At 54.0% G+C, this 13,627-nt stretch carries 11 protein-coding genes; 2 read left to right on the top strand and 9 right to left on the bottom strand.

Annotated elements, in window-relative coordinates; all coding sequences use genetic code 11:
- Positions 1–8: 8 nt before the first annotated feature.
- The 9 genes from nuoI to lrhA all read right to left on the bottom strand — a co-directional run bounded on the left by nuoI (position 9) and on the right by lrhA (position 10,746).
- Positions 9–551, bottom strand: coding sequence for an NADH-quinone oxidoreductase subunit NuoI (gene nuoI / locus AC4IBF_RS06450; protein ID WP_003861491.1), 543 nt, complete (start codon positions 549–551; stop codon positions 9–11).
- 13 nt (positions 552–564) lie between these two features.
- The gene (gene nuoH, locus AC4IBF_RS06445; RefSeq protein ID WP_008500211.1) at positions 565–1,542 is read right to left on the bottom strand and encodes an NADH-quinone oxidoreductase subunit NuoH; all 978 of its coding nucleotides are present in this window, start codon (positions 1,540–1,542) and stop codon (positions 565–567) included.
- A complete protein-coding gene (nuoG, locus tag AC4IBF_RS06440) occupies positions 1,539–4,262 on the bottom strand; it encodes an NADH-quinone oxidoreductase subunit NuoG (protein ID WP_133294854.1) in 2,724 nt (907 codons plus the stop codon). Before nuoG ends, nuoH begins: the two co-directional genes overlap by 4 nt.
- A gap of 55 nt (positions 4,263–4,317) precedes the next feature.
- Entirely contained in the window at positions 4,318–5,655 is a 1,338-nt protein-coding gene (nuoF, locus tag AC4IBF_RS06435; protein ID WP_003861487.1) for an NADH-quinone oxidoreductase subunit NuoF, read from the bottom strand.
- Positions 5,652–6,152: an NADH-quinone oxidoreductase subunit NuoE gene (gene nuoE, locus AC4IBF_RS06430; RefSeq protein WP_006176513.1), complete on the bottom strand. Its 501-nt coding sequence runs from the start codon at positions 6,150–6,152 to the stop codon at positions 5,652–5,654. The genes nuoF and nuoE overlap by 4 nt, the downstream gene beginning before the upstream one ends.
- Positions 6,153–6,154: 2 nt before the next feature.
- Complete coding sequence (gene nuoC / locus AC4IBF_RS06425) at positions 6,155–7,957, bottom strand: NADH-quinone oxidoreductase subunit C/D (RefSeq protein WP_023312537.1); 1,803 nt, start codon at positions 7,955–7,957, stop codon at positions 6,155–6,157.
- 89 nt (positions 7,958–8,046) lie between these two features.
- The gene (gene nuoB, locus AC4IBF_RS06420) at positions 8,047–8,721 is read right to left on the bottom strand and encodes an NADH-quinone oxidoreductase subunit NuoB (RefSeq protein WP_003861482.1); all 675 of its coding nucleotides are present in this window, start codon (positions 8,719–8,721) and stop codon (positions 8,047–8,049) included.
- Between the two features lie 15 nt (positions 8,722–8,736).
- Entirely contained in the window at positions 8,737–9,177 is a 441-nt protein-coding gene (gene nuoA, locus AC4IBF_RS06415; RefSeq protein ID WP_014171000.1) for an NADH-quinone oxidoreductase subunit NuoA, read from the bottom strand.
- Positions 9,178–9,807: 630 nt separating this feature from the next.
- A complete protein-coding gene (lrhA, locus tag AC4IBF_RS06410; RefSeq protein WP_111965271.1) occupies positions 9,808–10,746 on the bottom strand; it encodes a transcriptional regulator LrhA in 939 nt (312 codons plus the stop codon).
- Positions 10,747–11,683: 937 nt separating this feature from the next.
- Between lrhA and alaA the strand changes: the two genes are divergently transcribed.
- Together alaA and yfbR are read left to right on the top strand one after the other, a co-directional pair.
- Positions 11,684–12,898: an alanine transaminase AlaA gene (alaA, locus tag AC4IBF_RS06405; protein ID WP_008500204.1), complete on the top strand. Its 1,215-nt coding sequence runs from the start codon at positions 11,684–11,686 to the stop codon at positions 12,896–12,898.
- 94 nt (positions 12,899–12,992) lie between these two features.
- Positions 12,993–13,592, top strand: coding sequence for a 5'-deoxynucleotidase (gene yfbR, locus AC4IBF_RS06400; RefSeq protein WP_010433329.1), 600 nt, complete (start codon positions 12,993–12,995; stop codon positions 13,590–13,592).
- Positions 13,593–13,627: the final 35 nt, after the last annotated feature.

Genomic DNA, 13,627 nt, shown 5'->3' with positions numbered 1-13,627 from the left:
CCCTCTCCTTACGGTAACAGGCTCTTGACGTCGATAGGCTTAGCTTCGTTCTCTGCTTCACCCTTATCTTTGCCGTCGATTGCCATACCCGCCATCCGGTAGAAGTTATATTCCGGGTATTTGCCCGGACCGGAAATCAGCAGATCCTCTTTCTCGTACACCAGGTCCTGACGCTTGTACTCACCCAGCTCGAAGTCTGGAGTCAGCTGAATCGCCGTGGTTGGGCACGCTTCTTCACACAGACCGCAGAAAATGCAGCGTGAGAAGTTGATGCGGAAGAACTCAGGGTACCAGCGGCCGTCTACCGTCTCGGCTTTCTGCAGAGAGATACAGCCTACCGGACACGCTACCGCACAAAGGTTACAGGCAACGCAGCGCTCGGAACCGTCCGGGTCGCGCGTCAGCACGATACGGCCACGGTAGCGCGGCGGCAGATATACCGGCTCTTCCGGGTACATCCGGGTTTCGCGTTTGGCAAACGCGTGCAGGCCGATCATCCAGATACTGCGTACCTGGGTACCGAAGCCTACCAGTAATTCTTTTAAGGTCATGGTCTATTGCCCCTTATGGCTGCTGCCAGAGAATGACAGCGGCCGTTACCAACAAGTTGACGAGCGTCAGCGGCAGGCACACTTTCCAGCCGAAGGACATTACCTGGTCATAACGCGGACGCGGTAACGCTGCGCGAATCAAAATGAACATCATCATGAAGAACGCGGTTTTCAGCGCGAACCAGATGAACGGCGGTAAGAACGGGCCATGCCAGCCACCGAAGAACAGCGTTACCATCAACGCGGAAATGGTGACGATACCGATGTACTCGCCCACGAAGAACAGACCGAATTTCATACCGGAATATTCGATGTGGTAACCGTCGGCCAGTTCCTGTTCGGCTTCTGGCTGGTCAAACGGGTGACGGTGACACACTGCCACGCCCGCGATGGCAAAGGTAATAAACCCAAAGAACTGCGGAATAACGTTCCAGATGTCGGCCTGGTTGTTGACGATGTCGGTCATGTTGAATGAACCAGCCTGCGCCACCACGCCCATCAGGGAGAGACCCAGGAACACTTCGTAGCTCAGCGTCTGCGCGGAAGCACGCATCGCACCCAGCAGCGAGTATTTGTTGTTACTGGACCAGCCTGCGAACAGCACCGCGTAAACCGCGAGGCCTGCCATCATCAGGAAGAACAGAATGCCGATGTTCAGGTCAGCGACCACCCAGGTCGGGCTGACCGGAACGATAGCAAATGCCAGCAGCAGCGAGGTGAAGGCGATCATCGGTGCCAGAGTAAAGATCACGCGGTCAGAGAAGCGCGGGATCCAGTCCTCTTTAAAGAACATCTTGATCATGTCCGCGACCAGCTGGAGTGAACCACCCCAGCCCACGCGGTTCGGTCCGTAACGGTTCTGGAACAGACCGAGCAGACGACGTTCACCAAAGCTCATGAACGCGCCGCAGGTGACCACCACCAGCAGGATTACAATCGCTTTCAGAATGCTCAGCAGGATGTCGATAAGATCCGGCGTTAACCAACTCATGCTTTTGCCTCCTGCAGATTATCAAGACGCGCACCCGCCAGAACCGGAGCGATGCCTGGCATACCCATCGGCAGACCCACCTGCCCTGCTGTCAGACTTTCAGAAATAATCAGCGGCAGGCTGATGGTCTGGCCGTCATAGCTAAAGGCGATGTTTGCACCCGCGTTAACGCCAAGCTTCGCGGCATCAGCCGGGTTAAGCTTGATGTACGGCTGCGGCATACGGGTCTGGAAGACCGGTGAACGCTGGGACAGCTCGTCGCTACCGAACAGGTGGTAGTACGGGGCAATACGCCAGCTACCGTCCTGCGCCTGGAAGCGCGCCGGTACGGTGGTGAAGAAGTCCAGACCGGTTTCGGAGGCTTCAATCAGACGCACGCCCGGATCGCCGTGGCGCAGGGAGCCGCCCACTTCAGCCTGGAACTTGTTCCATGCCTGCGGGGAGTTCCAGCCCGGTGCCCATGCGAACGGGATTTGCGAACGCGGCGCAGACGGCTGGTTGTTCCCTTCCATCGAGAAGGCGAACATGGTGTCTTTATCCTGCGGCTGGCGCGGTTCGTGCACGCTGATGTTGGCACGCATCGCAGTACGGCCACTGTAACGGTGCGGTTCACGTGCCAGTTTCTGGCCGCGAATGCGGAAGCTTGCTTCAGGCGCGGCATCTTTAATGCCTGCCAGCTGAGGCAGTTTTTCGACTACCGCGTCGATAACGTGGTCGAGCTGCGTCCAGTCCACTTCACGGCTCTGCACGGTGCTGTGCAGGGAGTGCAGCCAGCGCCAGCTTTCCAGCATCACGGTGTTGCTGTCGTAGTACGCCGGGTCATAAACCTGGAAGAAACGCTGCGCGCGGCCTTCGTTGTTGATAACGGTACCGTCGCTTTCTGCGAAGCTTGCCGCAGAGAGCACCAGGTGCGCTTTGTCCATAATCGCGGTGCGCTGATGGTCAATCACCATCACCAGCGGCGCTTTGGAGAGCGCAGCGTCAACGCGAGCGGCAGAAGCATGACGATGCAGGTCGTTTTCCAGCACCACCACGGCGTCAGCGGCACCGGATTCCAGTTCGCTTAAGGCTTCTTCCAGCGAGCCGCCGCCAATCATGCCCAGACCAATGCTGTTCACCGCACGGGCAATCATGGTCACGCCGACGTCCGCACCACGGCCTTTCAGAGCTTTGGCCACGTTGGCTGCCGCCTGAATGATCTCCGCGCTACCGGCGTTGGTACCGGAAATAATCAGCGGCTTCTTCGCACCTGCCAGTGCCTGAACAATCACGTCGACCTTGTTTTGCAGGTCGCGATCCAGCTCAACGGCCGGTGAGCTGTTGTCCAGCGCGTGGGCAATCGCAAAGCCGAGGCGCGCCTGATCTTCAACCGGTGCGCAGTAGGTCCACGCCGCGATATCGTCCAGACGGGTGTTGTCGACGTTGGTCACAAACAGTGGATGCTTCGCGCGCTGGCCGATGTTCAGGATCGCCGCAATCTGCCAGTCAGCCACTTTCTGCGCCGCTGCCATTTCACGTGCTTTACCCTTCACCGCCTGGCGAACCGCCAGAGCCGCGCGTGCGCCGGTCTGCGTCAGGTCTTCACCCAGCACCAGGACCGCATCATAGGATTCGATTTCGCGCAGCGCAGGGGTATGGATACCGCCTTCACGCAGCACTTTCAGTACCAGCTGCAGACGTTCCTGCTCGCCCTGGGCGATACCGGTATAGAAGTTTTCCGCCCCAACCAGCTCGCGCAGGGCGAAGTTGCTTTCGATGCTGGCGCGCGGAGAGCCGATACCGATCACTTTCTTCGACTGGCGCAGAATGTCTGCCGCGCCCTGCATCGCCTGTTCAGCGTTCAGGGTAATGAAGTCGTCGCCACGGCGTTGAACCGGCTGACGCGGACGGTCCTTCAGGTTCACATAGCCATAGCCGAAACGACCGCGGTCGCACAGGAAGTAGTGGTTAACGGTACCGTTGTAACGGTTTTCGATACGACGCAGTTCGCCGTAGCGCTCACCCGGGCTGGTGTTGCAGCCGAGGGAACACTGCTGGCAGATGCTTGGCGCAAACTGCATGTCCCATTTACGGTTGTAACGCTCGGAGTGGGTTTTATCCGTGAATACGCCGGTCGGGCAGATTTCTACCAGGTTACCGGAGAATTCGCTTTCAAGCGTACCGTCTTCCGGACGACCGAAGTAGACGTTGTCATGCGCGCCATACACGCCCAGATCCTGACCGTCCGCGTAGTCTTTGTAGTAACGCACGCAGCGGTAGCAGGCGATGCAGCGGTTCATTTCGTGAGAGATGAACGGCCCCAAATCCTGGTTACGGTGGGTACGCTTGGTAAAGCGATAGCGACGGAAGCTGTGACCGGTCATCACGGTCATATCCTGAAGGTGGCAGTTACCGCCCTCTTCACAAACCGGACAGTCGTGCGGGTGGTTGGTCATCAACCACTCCACCACGCTTTCACGGAACTGTTTGGCTTCTTCGTCATCAATCGAAATAAAGGTGCCTTCGGTGGCTGGCGTCATACAGGACATCACCAGGCGACCACGCGTGTCTTCCGCGTTTTGATATTGCTTCACCGCACACTGGCGGCAAGCACCGACGCTGCCCAGCGCCGGATGCCAGCAAAAGTACGGAATATCGAGGCCAAGAGACAGACAAGCTTCCAGCAGGTTGTCCGCCCCGTTGACTTCGTATTCTTTGCCGTCTACATGAATCGTAGCCATTAGCATGCTTCCAGTTGGCTCAGTCGAAACCGAGCGTTAATCAAAATTCTTGTCGTTACCAGCGCGCTTTCAGCAGGTTCGGCTGAATACCATTGATCGAATGGGTATTGCTGAACGGCTGCTTGATGCCTGCTTCGAATTCGTCGCGGAAATATTTAATCGCGCTCTGCAGCGGCTCGACGGCACCCGGTGCGTGGGCGCAGAAGGTTTTACCTGGCCCTAAGAATCGACACAGTTGCTCAAGCGTCTCGATATCGCCAGGCTGGCCTTCGCCACGTTCGATTGCACGCAGGATCTTCACGCTCCACGGCAGACCATCACGGCACGGTGTACACCAGCCGCAGGACTCACGAGCGAAGAACTCTTCCAGGTTACGCACCAGCGAGACCATGCCGATCTCGTGGTCGACGGCCATCGCCAGCGCCGTACCCAGACGGCTGCCTGCTTTACCAATGCTTTCGAACTCCATCGGCAGGTCAAGGTGGGCTTCGGTCAGGAAGTCCGTCCCTGCCCCGCCCGGCTGCCAGGCTTTAAATTTCAGGCCATCGCGCATGCCGCCGGCGTAGTCTTCAAGAATTTCGCGTGCGGTGGTACCGAACGGCAGCTCCCAGACGCCAGGATTTTTAACGCGACCGGAGAAGCCCATCAGCTTGGTACCGGCATCTTTGCTTGAGGAGATGCCCTGATACCACTCCACGCCGTTGGCGAGGATAGCCGGAACGTTACACAGGGTTTCGACGTTGTTTACGCAGGTCGGTTTACCCCACACGCCGGAGCTTGCCGGGAACGGTGGCTTGGAACGCGGGTTCGCACGGCGACCTTCCAGGGAGTTAATCAGCGCGGTTTCTTCACCACAGATGTAACGCCCGGCACCGGTGTGCACGAACAGTTCGAAGTCAAACCCGGTGCCCAGGATGTTTTTACCCAGCAGGCCCGCTTCGGTGGCTTCGGCAATCGCGCGACGCAGGTTTTCCGCCGCTTCGATGTACTCACCGCGCAGGAAGATGTAGCCACGGTACGCTTTCAGCGCGAACGCGGAAATCAGCATGCCTTCCACCAGCAGGTGCGGCAGCTGCTCCATCAGCAGACGGTCTTTATAGGTACCCGGCTCCATTTCATCGGCGTTACACAGCAGGTAACGGATGTTCATGGATTCGTCTTTTGGCATCAGGCTCCACTTCAGACCGGTGGAGAAGCCCGCGCCGCCGCGGCCTTTCAGGCCAGACTCTTTTACCGCGTTAACGATGTCGTCCGGCGCCATGCCGCCAAGGGCTTTACGCGCACCGGCATAGCCGTTTTTGCTCTGATATTCGTCGAGCCATACCGGCTGTTTGTCATCACGCAGACGCCAGGTCAGCGGATGCGTCTCAGCAGTACGAATTACAGTTTTCATTTGTACTGCTCCAGCAGGTCAGGAATCGCTTCCGGCGTCAGATGGCTGTGAGTGTCCTCATCAATCATCATGGTCGGCCCCTTGTCGCAGTTACCCAGGCAGCAGGTTGGCAGCAAAGTAAAGCGTCCATCGAACGTGGTCTGGCCCGGCTTGATATTGAGCTTCTTCTCAATCGCAGCCTGGATGCCCTGATAACCGGTGATGTGGCAGACAACGCTGTCACAGTAGCGGATCACATGGCGGCCAACCGGCTGACGGAAGATCTGGCTGTAGAACGTGGCTACGCCTTCTACGTCACTTGCCGGAATACCCAGCACTTTCGCGATCTCATAGATCGCCCCATCCGGCACCCAACCACGCTGTTTCTGTACGATTTTCAGCGCTTCAATGGACGCCGCACGCGGGTCTTCGTAGTGGTGCATCTCGTGCTCAATGGCGGCACGTTCTGCTTCACTCAGCTCAAAAGCCTCGGTTTGTGGTTGTTGATTCTCGTGCATAATTAGCGGTCCACATCTGACATAACAAAATCGATACTACCCAGATACACAATCAGGTCGGAGACCAGACTGCCGCGGATGGCGGACGGGATCTGCTGCAGGTGCGCAAAGCTCGGCGTACGCACGCGGGTACGGTAGCTCATGGTGCTGCCGTCACTGGTCAGGTAGTAACTGTTAATACCCTTGGTCGCTTCAATCATCTGGAAGGATTCTTGCGCCGGCATGACCGGACCCCAGGAAACCTGCAGGAAGTGGGTGATCAGGGTTTCGATATGTTGCAGCGTGCGCTCTTTCGGCGGCGGCGTCGTCAGCGGGTGATCCGCCTTGAACGGGCCTTCCGGCATGTTGTTGAGGCACTGCTCAAGGATGCGCAGACTCTGGCGCAGCTCTTCTACTTTAAGCATCACGCGGGTGTAGCAGTCGGACACGCCGCCGCCCACCGGAACTTCAAAGTCGAAGTTCTCGTAGCCAGAGTAAGGACGGGCTTTACGCACGTCGAAATCAATACCGGTCGCACGCAGACCTGCACCTGTCGTACCCCACTCCAGCGCTTCTTTCGCGCCGTAGGCAGCAACGCCCTGGGAACGACCTTTCAGGATGGTGTTACGCAGCGCGGCTTTCTCGTAAGAGGCCAGACGTTTTGGCATCCAGTCGAGGAACTCACGCAGCAAACGGTCCCAGCCGCGCGGCAGATCGTGGGCCACACCGCCGATACGGAACCAGGCCGGGTGCATACGGAAACCGGTAATGGCTTCTACCAGATCGTAGATTTTCTGACGGTCGGTAAAGGCGAAGAAGACCGGGGTCATCGCGCCGACGTCCTGAATGAACGTGGAGATGTACAGCAGGTGGCTATTGATACGGAACAGTTCTGACAGCATGACGCGAATCACGTTAACGCGATCCGGCGTAACAATACCGGCCAGTTTCTCAACGGCCAGCACGTATGGCATCTCGTTGACGCAGCCGCCGAGGTACTCGATACGGTCGGTATACGGAATGTAGCTGTGCCAGGACTGACGCTCGCCCATCTTCTCAGCACCACGGTGGTGGTAGCCGATGTCCGGAACGCAGTCGACAATCTCTTCGCCATCAAGCTGAAGAATAATACGGAATGCACCGTGCGCAGACGGGTGGTTTGGACCGAGGTTGAGGAACATGAAGTCCTCGTTGTCGGTTCCGCGCTTCATGCCCCAGTCTTCCGGTTTGAAGGTCAGCGCCTCCATCTCCAGATCCTGCTTGGCTTTAGTCAGCTCAAACGGATCGAATTCGGTTGCACGTGCCGGGTAGTCTTTACGCAGCGGGTGGCCGGTCCAGGTCTGCGGCATCATGATGCGCGTCAGGTGCGGATGGCCGTCGAAGGTCATGCCGAACATTTCCCAGGTTTCACGCTCATACCAGTTGGCGTTCGGGAAAAGTTTGGTGATCGTCGGCAAATGCATGTCGTTTTCAGACAATGCCACCTTGAGCATGATATCCGTATTACGGTCTATTGAGATCAGGTGGTAGAAAACGGAAAAGTCCGCAGCAGGGAGACCCTGGCGGTGGGTACGCAGACGTTCATCCATGCCGTGTAAGTCAAACAGCATGACGTACGGTTTTGGCAATTTCTTGAGGAAATCGACAACTTCCAGCAATTGCTCACGCTTCACCCAAACAACGGGTACCCCGGTGCGGGTAGCCTGAACAGTAAAGGCATCCGGCCCAAAACGGTTGCGCAGTTCGCCAATGACTGGGTCATCCAGATGATCCCGGGTCTGCCAGGCGGCTTCTTGCGCGGTTAAGTCGGTCATATTGTTCACCATTGCAAATGGTCCGTGGTGACTGTTGAGCCTGGCTTCGCGCTATTTGAGTAGTGATATGCGAAGGTGTTCTCCAGGCCTACAGGCGCAATTTAAATTTCGTCAGGCGTACGCAGGTTGGTGACGGCAATACGTTCACCACGTTTACGCTCGCGCTCAGACTGCATGTTCGCGCGATACACACCCTGATCGCCAACAACCCACGACAGTGGGCGACGTTCTTTACCAATAGATTCCTGCAGCAGCATCAGCGCCTGCATGTAGGCTTCCGGACGTGGCGGGCAACCCGGGATGTACACATCCACTGGAATAAATTTATCTACGCCCTGTACGACGGAATAGATGTCGTACATACCGCCAGAGTTAGCACATGCCCCCATGGAGATAACCCATTTAGGCTCCAGCATCTGGTCATAAAGACGCTGAATAACAGGTGCCATCTTGGTAAAGCACGTACCGGCTACCACCATCAGGTCAGCCTGACGTGGGGAAGCACGCAGTACCTCTGCCCCAAAACGCGCAACGTCATGCACCGCAGTGAATGACGTCACCATTTCAACGTAGCAGCAAGAAAGGCCAAAGTTGTAAGGCCAGATGGAGTTCTTACGACCCCAGTTGACCATATCGTGCATGGCATGTTCGAGTTTGCCCATGTACACGCTTTTATTGACTTCTTGCTCCAGGGGGTCGGTTACGATCTCCTGTTTTTGCAGGGGGTAACGGTCATTCTCACCGTTAGGATCTATGCGGGTGAGCGTATAATCCATCTTATTGCCTCGCTGTTACTGCTGACGATTAGAGATACTGTTTTCCGGGTTGATGTGTTCACGACGTGAACGCGCAGGCGTCCAGTCAAGCGCGCCAATACGCACCAGATAAACCAGACCGGCCAGTAGCACTAAAATGAAAATTGCGGCCTCGACAAAGCCCACCCAACCACTTTCGCGGATGGACGTTGACCATGCGAAAAGGTAAAGCGCTTCCACGTCGAAGATGACGAAGAACATGGCTACCAGATAGAACTTGGCAGACAGGCGTAAGCGAGCGGAACCTACTGAATCAATACCTGATTCGAAAGGTGTGTTTTTGTGCCTTGCACGGGCGCGACCGCCCAGGAACCAGCCGCCGACTAACATCAGGCAGCACAGGCCAATGGCTACAATAAGAAAGATTGCGAATGCCCAGTGATGAGCGATGACTTCAGTGGATGTTGACATACTCATTGCTTACTCATCAAAAGTGATACCAACGACACTGCTCTTGCTGGCAGATGGGCATCACATCGATTCATGGGGAGGAACAAATAACCTTACACTAACTGTCAGAAATGAGACGTAGACAGCAAAATGATGGGGTTTTTTACTCCTTTCTATAACCTATTGTCAACTTTAACAAAGGTTTCTTCACATTAAATTACATCGAGCGATTCTCATTAACATTTGGTGCCCTTTAACCCTGGTGGGTGCATGACTTTCCGTCAAATGTATGTTGTTGAATCGTGTCCGTTTCGGAAGTAAAAAAAATAACCCTCCTATTTTGACAGGATTTGCCAACGATTCCTCCCCCCAAATAGGAGTATTTTCTTGATCTGTGACACGCTTTTGTTAATTCAACCAGGAAAACGGCAACATATTTCCTGTTTTTTTAACATGAGAGGGATATGGATGAAGTTAGAACGGAAAACGGACAATATGTAAGCAAAATCATTTAGCTTATTGATAAATAGAGAGTATCCTGAAAATCCATATGTTATAAGCGGATATTATTGCTAAAAAAAAGCCACTGCATGCGAAAATCACACGAGTGGCTTTTTTTTACACTTACATTTTGTTACCAGAATTTTGAGCTGGCGATCACTCAAAATCCCCTTCAACGATCAGGGAATCATCCCCCCCTTCGGAGGTAACGCGCTCGAACTGCCACGGGTTATGGTAGTTTTCCATCGCGTCGAACACCACCTTTGCCAGCTCGTTATGGCTGGACGAATTGTGGCAGAGCAGATATTCCGTATCCGGCAGCGCAGGCAGGCCATCGGACTTCCCCAGAACGCGCAGATCGGGGCTCATCATCTCTACCGGACGCGCCGTTACACCCAGACCGGCCTTCACGGCTGCACGGACCGCTGGTAACGTGGAAGCCACATACGCCAGACGCCACGGAATGTTGGCCTCATTCAGCGCCGTGAGCACCATATCGCGAAACGGGCTCGGGTCATCCAGTAAGACCAGTGGCACCGGTTCCCCTTTTTGCAGCACGTATTCGGCTGCACAATACCAGTGCGTAGGCGATGTACGCAGCGTCAGGCAATCAAACTGCCCGGGACGATGCGTAGTCACCACCAGGTCGACTTTATTCTCATTTAACATCTCAACCATAAAAGCATTACGCTTTACGCTAACGTCCAGTGCAAGCTTCGGATAAACCGAACTGATACGATTGAGAAGAAACGGCAATATTGTATCCGCTGACTCATCAGATGCGCCTAACGTTAGCACCCCTTGTAGGTTGCTAAACATTAATGACATACATGCTTCATCATTAAAGCGAAGAATTTTCCTGGCATAACCCAGAAGCTGAATACCGTGTTCCGTTAAGAGCTTATTACGCCCATGACGCGCAAAAAGCTCTTTACCAACCAGTTGCTCCAGCCGCTGCATTTGCTGGCTGACGGCGGACTGAGTTCGGCAAACGGCGGCAGCAGCTGCTGCAAAAGTGTTGAGATCGGCGACCGCAACAAACGTTCTCAGCAGATCGAGGTCGAGATTCATTATCGGACGATTTGCATTTATCATATCTATTCACTTTCAGGTTGCTCGTGCGGAGCTGCCCGGGTTGAAGCTGTGTGTAACAGTTAAGCAATTCCCTCTGAAGGTTTTCCCTCGCATCCCGGCCCGGCAGACTGCCTGACAGATAGTTATTGTGCTGCTTTATATCAACAGTCAGAAAGCACGTTTCATGACGTTATTTTTATTCTCTTAAACGTTCAGGATATTTAGATGTTCGCAGGTTTATGTAAATTACATTAAAGGTATAACACCTTTTCTGCCATCTTTATCGCAGCGCTGTCAACGTAGCAGGAGATGTTCGACACATTCCAGCCAGAGATAACTCCAACAATAACAATCAATTAATTCGGAAAATCAGTTACAGATATACAAAAACCGTGTATCTGCCCCCTGCTTTCCTGTAAGACATCTTAACCCAAATCCACTTTATTTATAAGTCTTATTGCAATATTGAGGATTAAAGAAGAATGTTAAGCTTCTAAACTAATTTTATTAAAATTAACTAAAGTTGCATTTTATAGGTTAATAATAAATAAATTTTAATTTAGATTAAGACCATTCATTAATGGCACTTAACATTAATTTCACATGAGTAACTTTTAGCCACATTATGCTTTTACAGGAACATTCCTCAAGCATTCAGGATTTACGAAAAGTCACTCAGGGTGATTGCTACCGTCGTCCGGCTCACCACTTATTTTATTCAGCACAATATACAGGATTTTGAAAAATTAATAGCACATTCGACCCATCCTGGTACCGTAAGTGCAACTTTAAGCCAGTATAAAAGCGAATGTGCAGCGAAAAAGATTTATCAATTTTTTGCTGCCGGCACAAAATCTTCTACTGCACACCCTTCAAAACGAAGCGAGGGGGGAGTACATTATTCCGTGCTGACTTCCACGGCAGGGAGCGGCAATAATAGCGAAAAGGTTAAAGGTTCATGTCCCCTATCGAAAAATCCAGCAAGCTAGATAACGTCTGTTATGACATCCGCGGCCCGGTTCTGAAAGAGGCAAAACGCCTTGAAGAGGAAGGCAACAAGGTTCTGAAACTCAACATTGGTAACCCTGCGCCATTTGGTTTTGAAGCGCCGGATGAAATTCTGGTTGATGTGATCCGCAACCTTCCTACTGCACAAGGCTATTGCGATTCAAAAGGACTTTACTCCGCACGTAAAGCCATCATGCAGCACTACCAGGCACGCGGCATGCGTGATGTTACCGTTGAAGATATTTATATTGGCAACGGCGTCTCCGAACTGATCGTGCAGGCGATGCAGGCGCTGCTGAACAGCGGGGACGAAATGCTGGTTCCCGCACCGGACTATCCGCTGTGGACGGCTGCAGTATCCTTGTCCAGCGGTAAGGCCGTGCACTATCTTTGCGACGAGTCCTCCGACTGGTTCCCGGACCTCGATGATATTCGCGCAAAAATCACGCCCCGCACGCGCGGCATCGTGATCATTAACCCGAACAATCCAACGGGTGCGGTATACTCAAAAGAGCTGCTGATGGAGATCGTCGAGCTCGCCCGCCAGCACAACCTGATCATCTTTGCCGACGAAATTTACGACAAGATCCTGTACGACGCGGCACAGCACCACTCAATCGCAGCGCTGGCCCCGGATCTGCTGACCGTCACCTTTAACGGCCTGTCTAAAACCTACCGCGTGGCCGGTTTCCGTCAAGGCTGGATGGTATTAAACGGTCCGAAAAAGCACGCCAAAGGCTATATTGAAGGGCTGGAGATGCTGGCCTCCATGCGTTTATGTGCCAACGTTCCGGCGCAGCACGCAATCCAGACGGCGCTGGGTGGTTATCAGAGCATTAGCGAGTTCATCGTGCCCGGTGGACGCCTGTACGAACAGCGTAACCGCGCGTGGGAGCTGATCAACGATATTCCGGGGGTTTCCTGCGTGAAGCCGAATGGGGCGCTCTATATGTTCCCGAAAATTGACGCGAAGCGCTTCAATATTCACGATGATCAGAAAATGGTGCTTGATTTCCTGCTGCAGGAAAAAGTGCTGCTGGTCCAGGGCACGGCGTTTAACTGGCCGTGGCCGGATCATGTGCGCATCGTGACGCTGCCGCGCGAAGATGACCTCGAAATGGCCATCAGCCGCTTTGGTCGCTTCCTCTCTGGTTACCATCAGTAATCTTAAAATCAGGCTACTTCGGTAGCCTGATTTGCATCTTCCCTCCCCTCCCCGCACAATGAACGCCTGTCGCAGTGAAGACAAAAGGTATCCTATGAGTCAGAGTCATTTCTTTGCCCACCTCTCCCGCCTGAAACTCATCAACCGCTGGCCGCTGATGCGCAACGTGCGCACAGAGAACGTGTCAGAGCACAGCCTGCAGGTTGCCATGGTCGCTCACGCGCTGGCCGCCATTAAAAACCGCAAATTCAACGGTCAGGTCAATGCAGAGCGCATCGCCCTGCTGGCGATGTACCACGATGCGTCAGAAGTGCTGACCGGCGACCTGCCTACTCCGGTGAAATATTTCAACTCGCAAATTGCGCAGGAATATAAGGCCATCGAGAAGATTGCCCAGCAGAAGCTGATCGACATGGTGCCGGATGAGTTGCGCGACATCTTTGAGCCGCTCATCGATGAGCATCAGTACACGGAAGATGAAAAGTCGCTGGTCAAACAGGCCGACGCGCTCTGCGCCTATCTGAAGTGTCTCGAAGAGTTGTCCGCAGGGAATAACGAATTTTTACTGGCAAAAACGCGCCTGGAAAAAACTCTGGAATCCCGCCGCAGCGAAGAGATGGATTATTTTATGCAGGTGTTCGTACCGAGCTTCCATTTATCGTTGGATGAGATCAGTCAGGATTCGCCGTTGTAATTTTTCGCCGGGTGGCGGCTTCGCCTTACCCGGCC

This window comes from Enterobacter sp. Taxon_8 (genome assembly GCF_058354585.1).
The sequence above is the reverse complement of the archived record's forward strand: the minus strand, read 5'-3'. Positions and strand labels throughout refer to the sequence as shown.